19 protein-coding genes and 1 other RNA gene are annotated in these 21,071 nt (G+C 29.7%); 7 read left to right on the forward strand and 13 right to left on the reverse strand.

Translation table 11 applies throughout. The features are described from left to right. The first annotated feature begins 159 nt into the window (after window positions 1–159). The 3 genes from HNR33_RS01095 to HNR33_RS01105 all read left to right on the forward strand — a co-directional run bounded on the left by HNR33_RS01095 (window position 160) and on the right by HNR33_RS01105 (window position 4,647). Window positions 160–1,908, forward strand: coding sequence for an ABC transporter ATP-binding protein (locus HNR33_RS01095; RefSeq protein WP_429079225.1), 1,749 nt, complete (start codon window positions 160–162; stop codon window positions 1,906–1,908). Window positions 1,909–1,921: 13 nt separating this feature from the next. Next, window positions 1,922–3,712 carry an ABC transporter ATP-binding protein gene (locus tag HNR33_RS01100; protein WP_429079226.1) on the forward strand — a complete coding sequence of 597 codons (1,791 nt, stop codon included), beginning with the start codon at window positions 1,922–1,924 and terminating at the stop codon, window positions 3,710–3,712. Window positions 3,713–3,846: 134 nt separating this feature from the next. Next, window positions 3,847–4,647 (forward strand): histidinol-phosphatase HisJ family protein, encoded by an 801-nt coding sequence (locus HNR33_RS01105; RefSeq protein WP_429079227.1) that lies wholly within the window; start codon window positions 3,847–3,849, stop codon window positions 4,645–4,647. Between the two features lie 5 nt (window positions 4,648–4,652). Here the strand turns inward: HNR33_RS01105 and HNR33_RS01110 are convergent, their stop codons facing one another. The 4 genes from HNR33_RS01110 to HNR33_RS01125 form a co-directional block, all read right to left on the reverse strand. After that, on the reverse strand, window positions 4,653–4,916 hold the full coding sequence (locus tag HNR33_RS01110; RefSeq protein ID WP_429079228.1) for a hypothetical protein: 264 nt from the start codon (window positions 4,914–4,916) through the stop codon (window positions 4,653–4,655). A 5-nt stretch (window positions 4,917–4,921) separates the two neighbouring features. Next, window positions 4,922–6,520, reverse strand: a complete 1,599-nt coding sequence (locus tag HNR33_RS01115; protein WP_429079229.1) for an amidohydrolase — start codon at window positions 6,518–6,520, stop codon at window positions 4,922–4,924. A 211-nt stretch (window positions 6,521–6,731) separates the two neighbouring features. Then, window positions 6,732–7,229: a preQ(1) synthase gene (queF, locus tag HNR33_RS01120; RefSeq protein ID WP_429079230.1), complete on the reverse strand. Its 498-nt coding sequence runs from the start codon at window positions 7,227–7,229 to the stop codon at window positions 6,732–6,734. Between the two features lie 72 nt (window positions 7,230–7,301). Continuing rightward, window positions 7,302–7,814 carry a QueT transporter family protein gene (locus tag HNR33_RS01125; protein ID WP_429079231.1) on the reverse strand — a complete coding sequence of 171 codons (513 nt, stop codon included), beginning with the start codon at window positions 7,812–7,814 and terminating at the stop codon, window positions 7,302–7,304. 416 nt (window positions 7,815–8,230) lie between these two features. On the opposite strand from HNR33_RS01125, the gene HNR33_RS01130 reads away from it, so the two are divergent. Next, the gene (locus HNR33_RS01130; protein WP_429079232.1) at window positions 8,231–9,775 is read left to right on the forward strand and encodes a putative polysaccharide biosynthesis protein; all 1,545 of its coding nucleotides are present in this window, start codon (window positions 8,231–8,233) and stop codon (window positions 9,773–9,775) included. A 29-nt stretch (window positions 9,776–9,804) separates the two neighbouring features. On the opposite strand, the gene HNR33_RS01135 is transcribed toward HNR33_RS01130, so the two are convergent. The 5 genes from HNR33_RS01135 to HNR33_RS01155 form a co-directional block, all read right to left on the reverse strand. Then, complete coding sequence (locus HNR33_RS01135) at window positions 9,805–11,013, reverse strand: EAL domain-containing protein (RefSeq protein WP_429079233.1); 1,209 nt, start codon at window positions 11,011–11,013, stop codon at window positions 9,805–9,807. 164 nt (window positions 11,014–11,177) lie between these two features. Next, window positions 11,178–11,356: non-coding RNA, 6S RNA (gene ssrS / locus HNR33_RS01140), on the reverse strand. A gap of 207 nt (window positions 11,357–11,563) precedes the next feature. Next, complete coding sequence (ftsH, locus tag HNR33_RS01145) at window positions 11,564–13,330, reverse strand: ATP-dependent zinc metalloprotease FtsH (RefSeq protein WP_429079234.1); 1,767 nt, start codon at window positions 13,328–13,330, stop codon at window positions 11,564–11,566. Window positions 13,331–13,481: 151 nt separating this feature from the next. After that, complete coding sequence (locus HNR33_RS01150; protein ID WP_429079235.1) at window positions 13,482–13,778, reverse strand: hypothetical protein; 297 nt, start codon at window positions 13,776–13,778, stop codon at window positions 13,482–13,484. A 97-nt stretch (window positions 13,779–13,875) separates the two neighbouring features. Beyond that, window positions 13,876–14,613: a class I SAM-dependent methyltransferase gene (locus tag HNR33_RS01155; protein ID WP_429079236.1), complete on the reverse strand. Its 738-nt coding sequence runs from the start codon at window positions 14,611–14,613 to the stop codon at window positions 13,876–13,878. A 158-nt stretch (window positions 14,614–14,771) separates the two neighbouring features. Between HNR33_RS01155 and HNR33_RS01160 the strand changes: the two genes are divergently transcribed. After that, entirely contained in the window at window positions 14,772–15,506 is a 735-nt protein-coding gene (locus HNR33_RS01160) for a hypothetical protein (RefSeq protein ID WP_429079237.1), read from the forward strand. Between the two features lie 307 nt (window positions 15,507–15,813). On the opposite strand, the gene HNR33_RS01165 is transcribed toward HNR33_RS01160, so the two are convergent. Continuing rightward, window positions 15,814–16,080: a hypothetical protein gene (locus HNR33_RS01165; protein ID WP_429079238.1), complete on the reverse strand. Its 267-nt coding sequence runs from the start codon at window positions 16,078–16,080 to the stop codon at window positions 15,814–15,816. A gap of 213 nt (window positions 16,081–16,293) precedes the next feature. Between HNR33_RS01165 and HNR33_RS01170 the strand changes: the two genes are divergently transcribed. Continuing rightward, window positions 16,294–17,052, forward strand: a complete 759-nt coding sequence (locus tag HNR33_RS01170; protein ID WP_429079239.1) for a lytic transglycosylase domain-containing protein — start codon at window positions 16,294–16,296, stop codon at window positions 17,050–17,052. A gap of 239 nt (window positions 17,053–17,291) precedes the next feature. Here HNR33_RS01170 and HNR33_RS01175 read toward each other — a convergent pair whose 3' ends face one another. After that, window positions 17,292–18,206 (reverse strand): RluA family pseudouridine synthase, encoded by a 915-nt coding sequence (locus HNR33_RS01175; RefSeq protein WP_429079240.1) that lies wholly within the window; start codon window positions 18,204–18,206, stop codon window positions 17,292–17,294. 109 nt (window positions 18,207–18,315) lie between these two features. On the opposite strand from HNR33_RS01175, the gene HNR33_RS01180 reads away from it, so the two are divergent. After that, window positions 18,316–19,134, forward strand: a complete 819-nt coding sequence (locus tag HNR33_RS01180) for an NAD(+)/NADH kinase (RefSeq protein WP_429079241.1) — start codon at window positions 18,316–18,318, stop codon at window positions 19,132–19,134. A gap of 46 nt (window positions 19,135–19,180) precedes the next feature. Here HNR33_RS01180 and HNR33_RS01185 read toward each other — a convergent pair whose 3' ends face one another. Together HNR33_RS01185 and HNR33_RS01190 are read right to left on the reverse strand one after the other, a co-directional pair. Then, entirely contained in the window at window positions 19,181–19,762 is a 582-nt protein-coding gene (locus HNR33_RS01185) for a hypothetical protein (protein WP_429079242.1), read from the reverse strand. Between the two features lie 22 nt (window positions 19,763–19,784). Further along, window positions 19,785–20,972, reverse strand: coding sequence for an O-antigen ligase family protein (locus HNR33_RS01190; RefSeq protein WP_429079243.1), 1,188 nt, complete (start codon window positions 20,970–20,972; stop codon window positions 19,785–19,787). Window positions 20,973–21,071: the final 99 nt, after the last annotated feature.

A 21,071-nucleotide genomic window follows, 5' to 3' on the forward strand; every position in this document is an offset into this window, starting at 1 on the left:
AATAATCCAAAAGTCTAAGTTTAAAAATAATTTTCATTCATGATTATTGTTTGTTTATTACATATTTATTATGTGATAAAAAAATTTTTTTAAAAAGCAGGTAATATATTTTGAGTATCGAAATAAATATAGTATTCTGTCTTTTTAAGGAGGTATAACATGAGTAGCTTTAAAACACTCAAAAGCTTTTTCATCAAGCACAAGTGGAAATATATTCTAGGTGTGTTATGGCTAATATTAGTAGATATCATACAATTGATAGTCCCTCAAATTTTACGAAAATTGACTAACCTTTTAGAATCTGGTTTGTTAACACGTCAAGATCTATTAAAATACTCTTCTTACATAATAATAACAGGACTGGGTATTGGTATAGGTAGATATTTCTGGCGAATTTATATAAACGGTACCTCTAGATTTCTTGAATATTATTTGAGAAACAAATTATTTAAACATCTTCAAGCACTTTCAACAAATTACTTTAACAATCATAAAACCGGAGATTTAATGGCTCATGCAACTAATGATATAAATGCCGTTAGAATGGCTTTAGGCCCAGGAGTAGTTATGATAACTGATGCTGTATTTATGACCATATCAGCTGTAATTATGATGTTTCATACCGCAAATGCTAGACTCACTATACTTGCTTTATTCCCACTACCATTTCTAGCTATTATGGTGGGAAAATTCGGAAAGTTAATACATTTACGTTTTAAAGACGTACAAGATTCTTTTTCAAATTTAACAGATAAGGTTCAAGAAAATTTTGCTGGCATTAGAGTAGTAAAATCCTTCGTTCAAGAAGAAAAAGAAATAGAAAAGTTCACTAAATCTAACCAGCATAATTTTAAGATGAATATTCGGTTAATTAAAGTATGGGGAATATTTCATCCTCTAATTCAGTTTATTTCTTCTCTTAGTTTTCTAGTAGTAATATGGTATGGAGGGATGCTTGTAATCAAAAGAGAAATATCACTGGGAGACTTTATTGCGTTTAATAGTTATTTAGGATTAATGGTTTGGCCAATGATTGCTATAGGACAGGTAATAAATGTATTGCAAAGAGGAGCGGCATCTATGGAAAGGCTAAATGATATTTTCAATGAAAAGCCAGATATATATGATAATAATACTTTGAATGTTTCCCATATAGATGGAAAAGTAGAATTTAAAAACCTATCCTTTAAGTATCCTGGTAGCGAAAATTATGCAATTCGTAACATTGATGTAAATATAGAAAAAGGTCGTACTTTAGCCATTATAGGAAGAACAGGAAGTGGAAAAACAACTTTAGTAAATCTATTACTTAGACTATTTAATACGTCTGAAGAAAAAATTCTTGTAGACGGTATAGATATTAACAAAATTCCACTTAAGATTCTTAGAGAAAACATCGGATATGTATCTCAAGACAGCTTTTTATTTTCAAATACTATAAAAGAAAATATAGCTTTTGCATTTGAAGATACCATATCTGATGAAGAAATAATAAATGCTGCAAAAGCAGCTGAGCTTTATGATAACGTTATGGAATTTCCTGATAAATTTGATACTATGCTCGGAGAAAGAGGAGTTACACTATCTGGCGGGCAAAAACAGAGAACAGCTATAGCTCGCTCTATAATAAAAAAGCCAAGTATACTTATACTCGATGACAGTTTATCTGCAGTTGATACTCAAACTGAGGAAAAAATTCTTAATAGCCTTAAAGATATAATGAATACTTGTACAACAATATTAATTGCTCATAGAATATCTACTATTAAAAATGCTGACGAAATAATTGTTTTAGATGATGGAAATATCGTAGAAAGAGGTACTCACGAGGAATTGATAGAAATTAAAGGAATATATAATGATATATATGAAAAACAGCTCTTAGAGGAAAAATTGAATAACCAATAAAGGAGGTATCTAAATGGCAAATATTCACGAAGAAGAAAACCTTGGCAAAGCGTATGACTCCAAGCTCATGAAAAGATTATTATCATACGCAAAGCCTTATTGGATATACATTTTAATATGCTTTTTACTTCTTATAATAGTAACTGTAAGTGACATAGCAAGACCATATATTTTAAAAATTGCTATAGATAACTACATAAAAGCTGGTGACATAGATGGACTTTCAAGAGTAGGACTTTTATTTCTTGGAGTTATAACAATAAGTTTTGTATTTAACTATATACAAGTTTATATTCTGAACTATACTAGTCAAAAAATTATTTTCAATATTAGACAAGAAATTTTCTCTCATCTTCAAAAAATGTCACTTTCGTATTTTGACAAAAACCCATTAGGAAGACTTGTTACAAGAGTTACAAATGACACAGAAGCATTAAATGAAATGTATACTAACGTTTTAGTGAATCTGTTTAAGGATATTTTTTTATTGATAGGAATAGTCATAACAATGCTTAAAATGAACTACAGACTCGCTCTCTTTTCTTTATCTGTAGTTCCGCTAATACTAGTTGCTTCTATGATATTCAGAGCTAAAATTAGAAAGGTATATAGGCTTGTAAGAGTTAGGCTTGCACGGATCAACTCAACACTAAATGAAAATATTACAGGAATGAAGACTGTCCATATATTTAAAAAAGAAAACAAGAAATTCAAAGAATTTGATCATATTAATAATGACTATCTAGACGCAACTAAACAAGAGATATTCGTGTATGCAATATTTAGACCTGGAATAGAAATTATCCGTTCATTAGGTATTGCTATGATTGTTTGGATTGGCGGTGGTGATGTAATATCTGGAGCAATTGAGTTTGGTGTGCTATATGCATTCATAAACTACTTACAAATGTTTTTTGAGCCTATCCTAAGCTTAACTGAAAAATATAACATTCTCCAGGCAGCAATGGCATCATCTGAAAGAATTTTCATGATTCTTGATAAGGATGAAGATATAAAAAATAGTCAAACTCCAGTTCAATTCAAGAAATCAAAAGGAAAGATCGAGTTTAAAAATGTATGGTTTGCTTATGAAAAAGAAAATTGGGTTTTACGTGATGTAAGCTTCACAATTAACCCTGGCGAAGCAGTTGCTTTTGTTGGAGCAACAGGTGCTGGAAAAACTTCAATTATCAGCCTGATTAATAGATTTTACGATATTCAAAAGGGTGAAATACTCATAGATGATAAAAATATAAAGGATATAGATAAATATGAGCTTAGAAAGCATATAGGTATAGTTCTTCAAGATGTATTTCTATTTACAGGTAGTATAAAAAATAATATAAGGCTAAATAGTGAAAATATAACCGATGAGGAAATAATAAAAGTATCAGAATATGTAAATGCGCATAGCTTTATTGATAAGCTTCCTAATAAATATGATGAACCAGTAATGGAAAGAGGTTCCACTTTGTCATCTGGACAAAGGCAACTACTGGCATTTGCCAGAGCCTTAGCTTTTAACCCTGATATATTAGTCTTGGATGAAGCCACTTCTAATATAGACACAGAAACAGAATCACTTATACAAGACGCACTACTGAAACTCATCAAAGGAAGAACTACTATTGCTGTGGCTCATAGACTTTCAACAATACAACATTCTGATAAAATAATAGTTCTGCATAAAGGAAAAGTAAAAGAGATTGGCTCTCATCAAGAATTATTAAACAAAGGTGGAATGTATTACGACTTATACAGGTTGCAATACAAGGAGGATTTTCAAGATAAAGTAAGCTTATAACGTTTAAAATATACTAAGCTTAAGAAATATGCTAAAACTATTTCTTAAGCTTCTTTACTTGTTAAGCTTATTTTAGTAGAATAAGTTGGTAGTGGTTTTCTAAAATATCTAAAATATATTTAGGAGTGGATTTAATGTATGACTATCACGTCCATAGTAATTTTTCAGGTGACTGTAAATATTCTATGGAGGAAATGGTTCTTGGTGCAATAGAAAAAAATGTAAAAGTTTTGTCGTTTACTGATCACATAGACTTTGATTATGGCAACAGTGAAATAGATTTTGTTTTTGATGTCAATGATTATTTTAAAGAATTCAAAAAAATAAAGCATAAGTATCGTGGTCAGATTGAAATTCTCAGTGGTATCGAGCTAGGTATGCAGCCTCACTTAAGCAAAACCATAAACCGCTTAATATGCCTTGATTTGTTTGACTTTATAATAATGTCTATTCATACAGCAAAAGGAAAAGAACTTCACGAAGGAGAATTTTACATCAATAAAGCTCCACAAGATGCTTATAAAGACTATTATGGCGACCTGTACTCATGTTTGAGCTCTTTCAATGATTTTGATGTTATAGGACATTTGAATTTGATAGATAGATATGTTAAATATATGGATAAAGGATTGGAATTAGGAGAATATAAACCTTTACTTACAAAGGTTTTAGAAAAATTAATAGCTAAAGAAAAAGGGATCGAGATAAACACTTCAGGTATTAGATACGGAGTAAACTCCTTTCATCCAACTGTTGAAATATTAAAGCTTTATAAAGATTTGGGTGGAGAAATACTTTCTATTGGTTCCGATGCACACAAACCAGAGGATATCTGCTTTGCATATAATGATGTAATAAATCTGTTAAGAGAACTAGGATTTAAATATATAACTAATTATAAAAATAGAAAAAAGCACTTCATAAAGATAGAGTAAGAATACTACATTCTTACTCTATCTATTTGAATTCTATTATCATAATTACAATGTTTACATTGAAAAAGATGAACGCACTTATCATATGGTGCTCCATCTACTAGCTGTGTAATATCACTAGCTAAATATGGACTGTATTCGTCTAAATAATCAACTACAGGCCCCTCATTTATCATGGAATTATCGCATATAGGGCACTTAATATTAAAGTCTACTATTCCATTACATAATGGGCATACTAACTCCATACCTATACCTTCTCTCGTCATAAGCTCTATATATTATTAAGAGTCTTTCCTAGTTTCTCCCCATTTATGTATGTTTCAATTACTTTAATGTCTCTAATACTATCTTCAGTAATTTTTTCGATGTTATCTGATAAAACTATAAAATCTGCGTACATTCCCTCTTTTAAGCATCCCTTTTCTTCTTCATCTTTTGATAAAACTGAAGAATTTATTGTATATAACTTAATAGCTTCATACACATTAAGTTTTTCATGCTCTAGCCAGCCTTTATCAGGCATTCCTTTTAAATCTTTTCTAGTAACAGCACAGTATATTCCATACATAGGATTAAAAGTGTCTATCGGAGCATCTGAGCTTGCAACACATGTTATGCCATTTTTTGTGAATTTGTTCCAACAATAACTATATTCAAGTCGTTTTTTACCAACTCTCTTCTCAGCAATTGACCAGTCATAATTAATAAAAATTGGCTGAATATTGGCAATTATATCATTCGTGCTAAACCTATGGATAATATCCTTATTTGCAATCTGACAATGAATTATTGATGGTCTAAAATCTTTACTCTTATATAGGTCTTTATGCTTTTCAAATGCTGTTAATGCAATTTCCATTGTCCTATCACCTATAGCATGTATTGCTATGTCGAAGTCAGATTTGAAAGCCTCAAAAATTATCTCTTCAAAAACATTCTCATCAAATGTAAAGATGCCTCTATTGTTTTGTTCATCTGAGTAAGGTTCGTTTAATGCAGCTGTTCCCGAGCCTAAGGAGCCATCAGCTATAAGTTTAACAGGACCATATTTTAACATATCACTACCCTCATAAGATTTAATTCCCATATCGATATATTCGTATAAATCCTGTTTGCTATGAACCCTTAGCTGTAATACAACCCTAATAGGAAGCTTGTTTTCATATTCCAGTTCTTTATACGCTTCTAATAGTACTTTCTTATTACTAATATAAGAAAAATCATCTGTATGAACTGTTGTTATTCCATATTCAGCTAAGTCATTACATCCACTTACTATCAACTTTTTTATTGTTTCTTTATCTTCAAACATAGGAATGGCATCGTCAATAAGCTCTATAGCATTTTCTCTTATTATTCCAGTTGGTACTCCATGTATATCCTTATCTATTTTCCCATCATCTGAATATGTAGTATTCTCGTCTATTTTAGCTACCTCAAGTGCTTTTGAGTTGACCGCAACAATATGATAACATGTTCTAAAAAGCATGATAGGATTAATCGTAGATGCCTTGTCAAGATGTGCTCTTGTTGGAAGCTCACTATCGGCATATCTCTCATGATTCCATCCCGAGCCTATCACCCATTCCCCAGGCTTTATATTCTTTTTATTAATGAATTCCTTTACAGTATTAATAAGCTCATCCATACTATTTACTTCATTCAAATCAACCTGATTTGATTTCTTATTGCTATAAGAAATCAAATGCATATGAGCATCAGTAAGTCCAGGAAGAACAGTTCTTCCTTCAAGGTCTACTACACGGTCACAATTTCTTATCAATTCAGGCAACTTTTCTTGATCTCCTGCCTTTACTATTTTTCCACCTGTAATCCCTAAATAACTCACTTTAGGATTATCCTCATTCATAGTAATAAAATTCCCGTTTATGATTAGTTTTTCAATCTTTTTTATTTGAAACACCCCCGTAAACTTCTTTAACTCTAATTATACTACACAAAACTTCATTTGTAATAATACAAATACTACTATTAAACGTTTAGCTAAAGCCTACAAAACTTGAGCTTATTGTGAAAAAATTATAAATGTAATAGAATCAATAACCAACAAAAGTATTTTACTATCTGTTATCTATTTTTTCTGGATACATATCATGATAACATAGTCGTTTTATAGCCACTTCCTCCCACTTAGTATTAGGTTTTCCATAGTTACAATAAGGGTCGATAGAAATACCTCCTCTAGGAGTAAACTTACCCCTTACTTCTATATATTTAGGACTAATTAACTTGATGAGATCTTTCATAATAATATTCATACAATCTTCATGAAAATCCCCATGATTTCTAAAACTTAGTAAATAAAGCTTTAACGATTTGCTTTCAATCAGAAAATTGTTTGGCACATAAGATATATAAATAGTTGCAAAATCGGGTTGCCCTGTTTTAGGACAAAGGCTAGTAAATTCAGGGCAATTAAATTTTACAAAATAATCGTTCTCCGGATGCTTATTAATAAAGTACTCTAATACCTCTGGGTTATAATCATAATTATATTTAATACCTTGATTTCCTAGCAAAGTAACTCCTTCTAATTCTTTTTCGTTTCTTCCGTTCATTATTACTCCTCCATTTAATATAATAATTATATTTTTTCTAAAAAAATGTTTTGACAGTTTAAGCATCAAAATTTATATTCCTTTATTTCTTAAGTTCTTTACTAAAATAACCCCAAAAATTCCTGGAAGTATCTGACCGATAATAATACTAGTCGCTAATATTCTATAAGGCACATTGATTAGGTAAGACAACCAGATTGGTACAATTAGCCCTGGGATTAATATAATTGGCAGTGTAATAAGCCAATCATTTAGATTATACCTTTTAATTAGATATACGATAGTAGATGTCAAAATCCCTACAATAAAACCGCCAATAATATCAAAAATCCCCAATCCACCCATAAGTATGTTACTTAGTAGATTACTTAATCCCATTGGCACAATTAAAAATGGATGAATAGCAGTTAATGCATAGATTGAAGTAGCAATCCTAATTTGATATTGCCCAAAGGCAAATCCTTGAGTAAAAAACATAACCGCAACGTACAAAGCTATAACAATTCCTGAAGTTGTAATCTTCCTAACATTAGACATACTTGAACTCTTATCAAAATTTCTTTCACCGCTTCTTTTTGCACGCATTTCATTACCTCCTTTTAACAAGATGTCAATTCTTCGAATTGAACCAATAAAAAAAGGGCATATTCTGCCCCTAAACTATCATAATCAAGTATTTATATTAGTCATCTTTTTGCGCTTGAGTAAATTTTTTAAATAAAAAAGAGGTATTACACCCCCAAAAAACACAAACAGAACATCAAATACTTAACATTCAATCCTAGTTTTGTTTATAGACAGGATGGTTACGAACTGTCTTATTTAATTTTCTAGCTTAGTATACCATGTATTATCACTATAAACAACAAGAATATTATGTTATATATTATCAAAAAAATACTTATGCTTTTTAAAACTACTGTTTATAGAAGTTAAGTTTTATAGCTTTGCATTCTTTTTACATCTATTCTTGCATAATATAGTAATAGCGGGGTGATATATTGAACAAATCAGGGTTTATATATGGTGCGATAATATTGGCTACAGTAAACTTTATTGTACGTATTATTGGATTCAGCTATAAAATCATATTGTCTAAGCTTATCGGTCCAGAGGGAATCGGTCTATTCCAAATGGTATTTCCAGTTCTAATGTTTTTCATAACATTTACTACAGCTGGCATACCTATAGCTGTGTCAAAGCTTGTTGCAAAGCAGAACTCAATAGGAAACAGCTACGGTGCAAAAAAGGTTTTTAAGGTAGCGTTTTTATTTACCTTTATCATAGCTGTTTTCTTTAGTCTATTAATAATATTTCTTGGTAAAAATATATGTGCCATCATATTGAAAAACAATGATATATATTTTTCTGTGTTATTAACTGCACCAGCTGTACTAATAATTTCATTATCTTCTGTAATGCGAGGATATTTCTATGGTCTAAAAAGGATAAGTCCTGCTGGAATAGCACAAATCATAGAGCAACTGACGAGGATTATATTTGTTCTAGGTATTATATATTATTTATATCCTGTAAACCCTAAACTAGGTTCTATAATAGCTGTTGTAGGAATTAGTGTCGGGGAACTCTTTGGTTTAGCTTGGTTAGTATTTCATTATAGACTATTATCACGCTCTACACACTCAAACGCAAAAAGACAGGTAAAATATCGTACAATTATCTCAAAAATTAGTTATATAGCTGTTCCAATCACTATTTCCAGAGTTATAAGTGTATTGATGCAGCTTGCTAATGCAGTGCTTATACCTCAGAGACTAATGATTGCTGGATACTCAAATAAAGAAGCCATATCTATCTTTGGAAGAGTAGTAGGAATGTCTATGCCGATTATTTTTCTACCATTTATAGTTACATCCGCACTAGTAATAAATATTATTCCAAACTTATCAGAAGAAATGGAATTAAAAAATTATAGTTTGATTAAAACTAATATAGCATTATCTATGAGAATTACACTACTCATATCAATACCCTTAACCTTACTTTATGTATTTTTCTCTAATCCACTGGCAATGTTTTTCTATGGCGATAAAGCTGTTGGTGAATATATCGGTATACTAGGCTATAGTACAATATTCATTTCACTACAACATACACTATCCGGGATACTGCACGGCATGGGTAAGCAGATTAGTGCAACTGTTAATTATTTAATTGGTATGTCAATACAACTTTTTACTACATACTTTCTTGTAGGTAATCCAGCATTCGGAATAAATGGATTCTTTTTAGGATTCATACTTTCAACATTTACTATCTGTTTGCTCAATTATATGACCCTTAATCATACAATCCAAATAAAAATAAAAATCTTTGATTATATATTTAAACCTATTTTTGCATCAATATTATCCATCTTTACAATACTGACAGCTTATAAATATCTAACTAATATTAATACGAAAAGCTATATAAGCTTTTTTATATGTCTAATTAGTGGAGGAGTAACATATTTTTTAGCCTTAATCATAACTAAAGGTCTACCACAACATTTTATAAAAATTTTATATAGTTTTAAAAGATAAAGAATACAGCTATTTTTTAGCTGTATTCTTTATCTTGAAAGTAAATCCAATATATCTAATATTGTAACTATCCCAAAATATTCATTATCCTTAACTACTATAACATAGTCATATGTGCATTCTTCTCTTCTAGACATTGCTAAATTAGCAACCTTTTTAACTGGTGCATCATAATCAATTATTAACGGAAGTTTTGTCATTATAGTTTCGATTGATTTATTGTTTATTTCTACATAGCTTTTTTTTAGGATTTGATAATAAAATTTATTTCTCATTACTAATCCAACAGGTCTTCGTTCAGATACTACTGGTATACCTTGTAACCTATAATTATATGAAAATATATCATTAACCTCTTCTACTGTAGTATTTAACTCAATATAACTATCTTTTCTAGCTAAAAATCCTATACAGAAATCTTCTGTTCCACCAACTTCTAAAAGTTCATTTTTAGAATTTAAGCTCTTTATCATCTCAACTATATCTCTGTCGATATCTTTTATTTTTTCGTTTGGTCTCTGAAGTAAATATCCTTGACCATACTCAATACCTAACCCTATGAGTGTCTTTAATTCATCTTCGGTTTCTATTCCTTCTGCTATAATATGTACTCTAGTATTTTGAGCAAATTCACGAAAAGTAGCAAGTAAATCTTTTTTAAATTTATTTTTATCAATATCTCTAATTAATTCCATATCCATCTTAATATAATTTGGACGAGTTTCTGCGAGAATCAATAAACCTGAATACCCAGAACCTGTATCATCAAGAGCAATATTATATCCTTGCTCAGTATAATTATCCAGTATATTTCTTAAGCTTTTCAAATCTTTGATAGATGTATTTTCAGTAATTTCAAAGATCACATCATTTGGATTAATATTATATTTCTTTAGTAGTTCTTTAGTAAATCCCTGCTTAAAGTTTTTGTCTTGTATTATATCAGGATCAATGTTTATAAACAGCTTTTTATCGTTAAGATTATTAGAAGCATTCTCTAAAGCTTTCTGTCTACATACACATTCTAAGTCCCATAACAAGTTATATTGTTTTGCTGTATTAAACAATTCAAGCGGATTATAAAAAAATGAATTCTTAGGCCCTCTACTTAATGCTTCATACCCTAATACTTCTCCATTCTTTAGAGAAACAATTGGTTGAAAAAGTGTGTTAACACTTTTACTTTTTAAAATATTACTTAACTCTGTATATAGATGATCGAAATGTAGGTTCTCCATAACACCATTCCCTTAACTTTATTCTTCATTTATCATATAATAATTAGATAACACTTAGTATTAAAAATCTGTTAAAATTATATTAACTTTAATAAATAAAGAATCTAAACATTGTAACAAATTGACAAAAATATAAAATCCTTAAGCTAATCGCTTAAGGATTTTATATTCCCATGATGCCGGTCGCCCATCTAATTCATACCCGCTACTCATGCAGGTGGGTGTTCTGCCTCGAACTCCTGATTTCCATATTATAAAGGCTTATCATCGGAAAGGGGACCCAAACTCCCGTATCTTCTATGTTGGTTGAATTATCAAAAGCTATCGTACATCTTAGGAAAACTATTATGTAATTATTATACTACAATTCTAATAAAATTAAAAACTTAATAACTAGAATTATAGAAAAATATTTTATGTTATTATTATTTATGTAAACTATAATAAGTATTTCACATATATACAAGTGTTGACAAATAGCCATTTTTTTTGTTAAGGGAATAGTATCTATACTATCCCCTTAATTCATAAAAATATTTACAATTATTATCTAGGCTACTTTTTTATCTAAAATACTGTTCAATTCATCTTCATCAATGGTTTCTTTTAATAAAAGTGTAGCTACAATTAGCTCCAATACTTCTTTGTTTGATTTTAGTATATTCAACGTATGTTCATATAGACTATTAATTACACTTTTAGTTCTTTCTAGGATATAAGCATTTGAGCCTAAGCTATGTCCTAATAAAGTCTCATAGTTCAATAATCCCGCTTCTTCATCCATACCAAATCTTGCAATCATAGCTAAAGACATATCTGTAGCTTTCTGCAAATCATTAGACGCTCCTGTAGTGATCATTTCTTTTCCGAATATAATCTCTTCAGCCGCTCTTCCTCCTAATGCTATTATGATATGATTTCTTATATCCTCTTTTGTTTGATACATCTTATCCGGAGGTATATTCATGCTAAATCCACCAGCACCTTTTGTACTTGGTATTATACTGATTTTAGTAACTCTGTTCTTTGGAGAAACAAGCTTTGTTACTAGTGCGTGTCCAGCTTCATGATATGCGGTAATTTCTTTCTCTTCATGAGAAATACTGCTTCTATCTTTTTTTTCTTCACCTGCAATAACTGTATAGAATGCTTTATCAATATGATTCATTTGTATTTGCGTATCATTATTTTTCGCTGCTAACATAGCCGATTCATTCATAAGGCTTTCAAGTTTTGCACCACTAAAATATACTGTTTGGTAAGCAACTTTTTTCAGATCGACATTATCACTAACTGGTTTGTTTAAACTATGAAGTCTAAGAATTTTATATCTTGCATTAATGTCTGGAAGACCGACCTCTATCTGTCTATCAAATCTTCCTGGTCTTAATAATGCTTCATCTAGGGTGTCTATTCTATTTGTTGCTGCAATTACAATAATTCCCTCATTACCTTTAAAACCTGACATTTCAGTTAATAAAGCATTCAACGTTCTATCACTTTCATCTGAACCCCCACTTGATGCTCCACCTCTTCTTTTCTTACCTAAAGCATCAATCTCATCTATGAAAATAACACATTTCCCTGCTTGTCTAGCCTTTTTAAACAAACTTCTTATTCTACTTGCACCAATACCAGCATAAACCTGTATGAAATCTGAACCTGTTACTGCAAAAAAAGAAACACCTGCTTCTCCAGCTAACGCTTTAGCCAATAAAGTTTTTCCAGTACCTGGCGGTCCATAAAGTAATACACCTCTTGGCATTCTTGCGCCATACTTTTCATATTTTTCTGGATTTTGAATAAAGTCAACTAATTCTTTGAGACTCTCTTTTACTTCCTCATTACCTGCTACATCATTAAATGTAATTTTTGCTGAATCTTCATTATCATTATCTATATCAGACATTTGTGTCATTTCCTTTTGTGCCTGTTTACTTGAATTTCTATTAAAAAAATATGCCATTCCGCTGAATGCTAAAAGTACAAATATTAGCATTCCTACATCCTTTGCAGTACTGCTTCCTTCAGTCTCTTGTACCTCTACCCCAGATTCAAGAAGCTTCTCCTTAAAATTTTCAGATCTAGGATTATCAGTTTTAAAATAGGTACCATCCTTCAGTTCACCGGTAATTTTGGCATCACTACTTAAATTTACGGACTTTATATTCCCTTTGTCAATGTTGCTAATAAATTTTATATATGAAACTTCTTTGTAGTCTCTATTATCCTGCAGAAAAACAAATAGGGATAAAGATAAGACTATTATTAAGCAAATAGCTACACTCAATATCTTTTTGTTCCTTGAAAGCTTCATAATCGTCCCCTTTCTAGGTTTACATAATATATATGATATTATAACACACAGTATCATCATTGTCTAATATACCAATTTTCTATAGTTTACAATAATAGGTAAAGCAAAAGACACACTCTAAAGTGTGTCTAGTTATCTTATGAGGTTTACATTACTGTCCATTCCTCATTAACATTAATATCATGTCTAATTTCTTGCTTTGTTCCTCATTCAACAAAGGACGTATTTTCTCCAGTTTAGCTATTTTATCTTTATATTCATCTTCTCCCATACTTCCAGCCATTTGTTTGTTAAGCTTTATAATTTCAAAAAATATTTCTTCATCAGACTTATTTGAATACTTTTCAGCTATATTTTTAATCTTATCAAGCTGCTCCTCTGTTGGTTCAATTTTGCCCTTAAGGTCTTCTATAGCTTTTTCAATTTTTTTATTATTATCATTTTCCATATACATTACCTCCTTTTACTATCTATATATATCTATGAACTTTTACATGGATATATTACATCAATATAGTAATAGAAGGTCCATATATTAAGATAATCTATTTTGAAGCTACTGCTATAGTAGCAAAGGATTGAATAATGTGCTTATCTTCATTAAAGCTTCCATACATATCTACTTCTTTAAATCCAGCGTCCATAAGCATCTTAGCTAACACATTACTTCTCAATGGTAAGAGTAGAACTGAGTTCACATATTTTTCTACATTATTATCTTTTTCTATAGACAGTTCTGTGTTGAAGTATATTTTATTACTGTCATTATTATACTCATATCTTCTAATAAATTTAAGTCTTTCTTCATCACGTATTATAGTTGGTAAATAGTCTACACCAAAATCTAATATCCTATCATAGTTGACTATTTGAATAATGGCTTTTCCATTATCATTAAGCATTTTATAAGTATCATGAATGAATTGCTCTATTTCCAATTCACTATTCAAGTGGACTAAAGAGTTCCCTATACAAAAAATAGTATCGTACTTATTTTCTTTAAATATATTAAATATATCTTTCATATCACCATGTCTAAAATAAATATCTAGTCCCTCATTTCTAGCCTTTCTAATTGCAGACTCTATCATTTCTTTGTCTAGGTCGATTCCATGCACTGTATGGCCTAACTTAGATAAAGCGATAGAATATCCTCCAGTTCCACAAGCTACATCTAGAATTCTAGATTTATTAATTGATTTATTGTGTACAAAACTAACCTTGTCATTAGTAACGGGAAAAACTATGTCATAATATTTACTTAACTCTTCATAAAACCCCATGTAATTCACTCCTTGTCTTTTTACTATATATTATTTATATCCAGTATTCATACTTTTACAAACATTTTATTTTCAAAATGTGTAACAAAAAAATAAGCACTTACATACTATATTGTACAGAGCTTTTTATTGTAATTTTTTGCTAAGGAGGCGTAAAAGTGAATGAATTAGTACCAGCTCCAGAAAATCCTATAGTTCCAGCTAGATCAAATAATCTATTTAATAGTAAATATATACTATTTATCCCACTATTTTTTATATTATCTAACACAGTAAAAAAATCATCAGTTACCGACAATGCATTTAGCGATATTCTCTATAAACTGCCTAGTTTACTTGACTTTGAAAATCTTGGAGGTAAAATTGAAATACTTAAAAAAATTGGACCGTACTTACCTGAAACATCTGTTGGAACAATTAATACAGTAATTGTCTCATTAGACCGTGTAAACAAAGTTATAGGTCTGATGGATGTTGTATCAGCAAACAAGGTGCAAAAACCTATTGCTACTGTAGATAATCTTTCAAACAAAGAAAGAATCAGTCATATTTTAACAATCATACAAGAAGAGATGCCTGAGGATAAAATAAAAAATATTAGACCTATTTTAGATATTGCACTGAATTTTGATAAGTATAAGACTATTATTAATATGATGTCTACATTAACTTCAACAAGTTCATCATCAAACAAGTCAGAGAAACAAAGTAATCAATCTGACCAAAATAATGAAATTAACAGAAACATGCAATTAGAAAATATGCTTGATGCAATTAAGCCTATGTTAGGAGAAGACGCAGATAAAAGTATGGATAAAGCAAAAGAAATGATGAAAATGTTTGAAATGATTAATGTATTAAATACTCCAGATAAAGAAAAGTCGGAAAAATAATATCACCTTTTCAACAATTAGAAGCTCATGAAGCTTCTTTTTTTATTACATAGATTACAGTTATATTAAAATATTATTACAATGTCATATAATTCCTTATACTGTGATAATATAGAAATATAAGGAATCTAGGAGTGATATTATGGATGGTTTAGTGATAGTATTAGGAGTTTTGTTGTACATAGGAGTAGAGTTCATTAGTAAAGATGAAAAAAAGGTATATAAAAACAGATAAAGCTTTTTTGATTTAGATAAGCTGTATCTGTTTTTATATTTGTATATTAATTATTTAACTTTGTGTTTTTTATTATGAATAATCTGTATGGTCATTTCCTAAGTAATGTAACTCACTAGATAAACTTACAATATGCTTGTTTCTATCGTACTCTATCTCTATATTTTCTGGTCTAGCATCGTCTTGACGATATACTAAATATTGTTTAATAAGATCCTGTGCGGATTCTTTATTTGCATCGTCGTATACTTGAAAAAACTCTTTTTCTGGCACTTCTAACATAAGATTATATAAGTCTTTCTTATTGCGTACCCTTATTTCTCTTATACTATTTAGCATTTAATCACCTCAGTTGTATTTTTCCCAATTTTTATATTATTTTTCATAAATTTTATTTTTGTTTATTGCAAAATATGTTTAATATTCTTTTTTTTGGCAGATAATATAATGAGTAGCTATATTATTGGACTTTGCTTATTAATCTCCCCCGCCCCCTATAAGCAAAGTCCATAATATTATATACAGCATATTTTATATAAAGGGTGATTTATAATGAGCTTTGAAACAAGAGTTAAAATTTCTATGATTCTTATTTTAGTATTTCTTACCCTTACTTTATTCATGACTGTGTACATGATAATAGATATTCAGAAAATAAACAATCATTTATCAAAACTAGAAGATAATAATTTAGAATTAATAGAAAAAAACTATAATTCTATAAACGAGACTTTGCAACATCTCAAGCAAATTGATTTCTTCTTGAATGATCCAGCAATGCCTCAAAAAATAGCATCACTTAATAAACTTAGAGAGTTTATTGATCTAAATAATAAAAAAGAATTTGAAACAACAATTGCAATATCAAACTCTACACCTCTAGATTTATATACATCTGGCATTATAGTAGGATACTCAAAAAAGCTTGATTTAAAGCCTTCTCTACTTATAGCTTTAATTGAGCAAGAAAGTAATTTTAACAAATATGAAGTTGGAGAACATAATGACAGGGGCTATTGTCAGATTATTCCTGGCACAGAGAAATGGCTTACTAAAAATTATGGGCATATTTTGGATTTAGAATATAGTTCAAATAATATTTTTGAACCCGAATATAATATAGGGCTAGGAGCTATTTACCTTCATGTCCTAAAAAAAGCATATGGAGATGACTATCATAAAATACTATCAGAGTATAATCGCGGAATTTATAATTTAAAAAAATACTATGAAAGGAACGGAACATACGTTACAGCTTATTCACGTGGTATATTGAGGAGAGAAAATAAATATAAAGTCCTTAATTACTAGTTATTTTTCATTGTAGCCTAAAGTGTAACCAAAGTGGTAATTCATTAATATACTGTAGTAACCAAAATATTGGTAACAAACATTTTAAGGAGGTTATCTTATGTCAAATAATTTAGGATGCTATGGCGGAATTGATTCTTCGTTGTTGTTTTTCTTCTTACTTTTAGTTGTTCTATTCTGTGGATGCTACGGTGGATATGGTGGATGCTAAATATAGCATAATTAACGTGGAAGATTACTTAATCTTCCACGTTATATTTTAGTCTACTTATCAAGAGTTTTATATCTTCTGATGGCTCTGCCTTCACTTCTATTCTTCTTCCTGTTCTTGGTTGGTTAAACTTCAATGAATATGAATGCAACGCTTGCCTGTTTATCATATGACTTGGATTATTATAAAGTGAATCTCCTATAATCGGATGTCCAATATGCTTTAAATGTACCCTTATTTGATGAGTTCTTCCAGTTTCAATCTGAACTTCCAGTAAAGTGGCATCATCATATCTATCTAATACTAAATATTTTGTTAATGCCCCTTTACCATCTTTAGTAACAGATCGCAGCATGGGTTCACTATCTAATTTACCTATTGCCTCTTCAATAATTCCTTCATCATCTTTTACTACTCCCTCTACAACAGCATAATATTTTTTCTCTATATTATTATTTTCAAACTGTATAGACATTTGCTGATGAGCAAAAGAGTTCTTAGCTATAACAAGAACGCCGGATGTATCCATATCTAACCTGTTAACAAATCTCACCTTTTTATTAATATTTTTTTGCTTGAAATAAAAGGCTACACCATTAGCTATAGTTCCTTCTGAGTGGCTTTTAGTAGGATGTACAACTATGTTTGGTTGCTTATTTAAGATGATCAGGTCATAGTCCTCATATATAATATCTATCGGTATATTCTGTGGAGTATTGTTTTCTTCTTCATCCTCCATAATAATAGATATAACATCACCATCTTTAGTAATTGAATTACCTTTCGCTTTTTTTCCATTTAAGAAAATTAATTTACTTCTCTGAAGTTTTCTAAGAAGTCTTCCAGATATATCATAGGTCTGAGTTAATATCTCTTCTATAGTATGGTTAGAAGAATTTACTTTAAATAGTAATACGCTTTCATTCTCTATAATATTTTTCATATCATTGCCTCCATTTTATTATAGGTTTATTTAGTGTATAATATAAACATAATAATTATTTCTATTATCTATTTTTGTTTAGCATACATTTTTTATGGAGGGGACTTTTTTGAGCTATACTACACAAGAAAAGAACATTATAAATATAATACATAATGATGATGTTCGTTCAAGAAAAACTACCGAAATTTTAGAAAACAAACTCCGTCAAAAAGGGTACATCATTTCTGAGGTATATGATTATAATGCTATACTAAACATTTGTATTGGTGGTGATGGTGCATTTCTAAGAGCTATACATAACTATAATTTCCCATATATCCCATTTATAGGCGTAAACACCGGTCATCTTGGTTTTTTTCAAGAAATACTGCCTGATAGACTAGATCATTTTGTTGAAAGCTTTCACCAAAATAAATACATGATAGAAGAAATATATTTAGTTGAAGCTTTAGTATGTACACGTACTAGCTGCATAGAATTAGTTGGAGTTAATGAAATTGTCATAAAAGGCATCGAATCAAAAGTTATACATCTAAACGTTTCTATAAATGATAATTACCTTGAAAGATTTAGTGGTGACGGATTAATTGTATCTTCTCCAATAGGAAGTACTGCTTATAACTTTTCTTCTGGAGGAAGCATCGTTTACCCATCACTAAAGATACTTCAACTAACACCTTTAGCTCCTATAAACTCTAAGGCATATAGATCTTTAACTAATAGTGCCATCATACCAGATAGCATGACCATAAAGGTTAATCCAGAATACAGAGATGAAAACTCAATTTTAATGGTTGTAGATGGCAATCAATTTAAATATGATAACATTGTTGAAGTCACCTTTAAGTTCTCTGATATGACTTTAAGAAAATTAACTATAGATACTCAAAGCTTCTGGTCAAATGTCAAAGACAAATTTTTATAATATCTGTGAAAAGAGATATAAGCCAATTTATATCTCTTTTCCATTATCATTTATCTGTAAGATCAAAGTGTAATACAAGCCTACTGTTATTTCTCATCTCGGTTGCAATTATGTAATGTTTGAAGTTTTTATCACATAAATTAATAAGCTGAGTTAATTTCATTTGTTTGACTACCTCATATATTGTAACATCTGCATGTTCCCAGCCCATACCTAATAATTTTGAAACTGCATCTTTAGGAATTAATTCAATTGGAATTGATCCAAAAATATTACCTCTTTCAACATTATTTGATGTCCAAAATTTATCATGTAAATCAAGAATACCAGTTCTTTTTAATTCATCTGTTCGTTGTTCACTAAATTTTTCAAGGTAATTCCCCTCATAATAATTTCTAACTGTAACTGGTTTAAAAATAAATGGAAGTGAGCTTATTTTTTCTAGTTCTGAATATTCATTATCATAGAAACTTGTTTTAGATTTTTTACTATTAAATTCTTTTTTTATTGATGCTGCGATAGTAACTATTTCATCAGACAACTGAATCACTTTTTTAGAATTCTCACAGTACGCATATGACTCAAGTTCACTAACAAGTCTTTTTAATCTTCTTACCGATTCGTTCATTATATCACCTTTCTTAGTATCATTAGTATTCTTCCTGCATTAGTTCTAAATCATTTGCTTTTTCATCTATAAAATTAATCCCTATTAGAAACCATACAAATATTGATATTTGAGATTGTAAACATACTGCATCAAAGAAACCATTAACTATAAGTGTAACATAAAAACCAAGTGAAACTTTGGTTATTAATCCTATAGACTGTTTTTTCTTTATATTAAATTTTATTCTATTCCAAATATCTTTGATAAATATAACAAACACTGTAGCTCCAACTACGCCTGTATCAACTAATATTTGCAAAAAAACATTATGTACATGAGAAACATATGCTGTTATTGTATTAGAATACTCTGGTATTTTGTTCCAAACAGTTCCTTTTCCTATTCCTAATATAGGGTTATCTTGGATTATGTCAAAGGATGCTTTCCAAAGTTTAATTCTATAGCCAACACTAGAGTCTATCACAATCTTTTGAGGCATAAGTCTTCCGACATCTGAAGCATAGTCAAATCCCCCAAAAATAGCTCCAAACACAACTATATATTTTAAAAACCTTCTGTCAAAAATACCAAGTAACACGAAGGAAATACATAATGGAATCCATCCTCCTCTAGAATAAGTTAAAAGCAAACATACAGTAGAAGTCATAGTACAAATAGCTGCTGGAACAAGAATTTTTGTTTTATTGGTTTCAGTAATGCTTACTACACTCGTTATAATAGTTAAATTAAGGAAGATGGCTAGTATGTTAGGATTAAAAAATGTAGAATAAACCCTAAAGTCAATATTATATACATTTTTATCGATCCAACTTTTCTGGATATTTCCAATCTGAAAATAATATTGAAATAACCCAATTACAGAAACTGCTATTCCTAAGTACATTATAATAGAAAGTACACGACTAAAATCACTCTCATCCAAAAATGTACTTACAGATATTGAAAAGAGAACCTGTATTATAAAAAAAATAGAGAAAAAAACACTGACATACCAAATTTCAGAAAATATTGATGACAATATCATAGATATAACCATCATAAGCAATATTATATTATTCCTCAGCTTGATAATAATCTCCTGTTCCTTTTTTAATAGAATTATATTAATGATAATGATTCCCATCAAAACATATGAAGCTATAGGAAAAAAAGCTCCCAAAATAATAATCAAATATATTAAGTATTTACTAACTTTTTCTAGATTCATTAATCAAACATCCTTAAATAAGTCTCCTAGTTATTAATTTTAATATTAAAATATATTTTAAGCAATAGTAAAGGCTTCCTCTATTTTAAGAGAAAGCCT

The organism is Brassicibacter mesophilus, from assembly GCF_050433385.1.
Classification (GTDB): domain Bacteria; phylum Bacillota; class Clostridia; order Tissierellales; family Proteiniboraceae; genus Brassicibacter; species Brassicibacter mesophilus.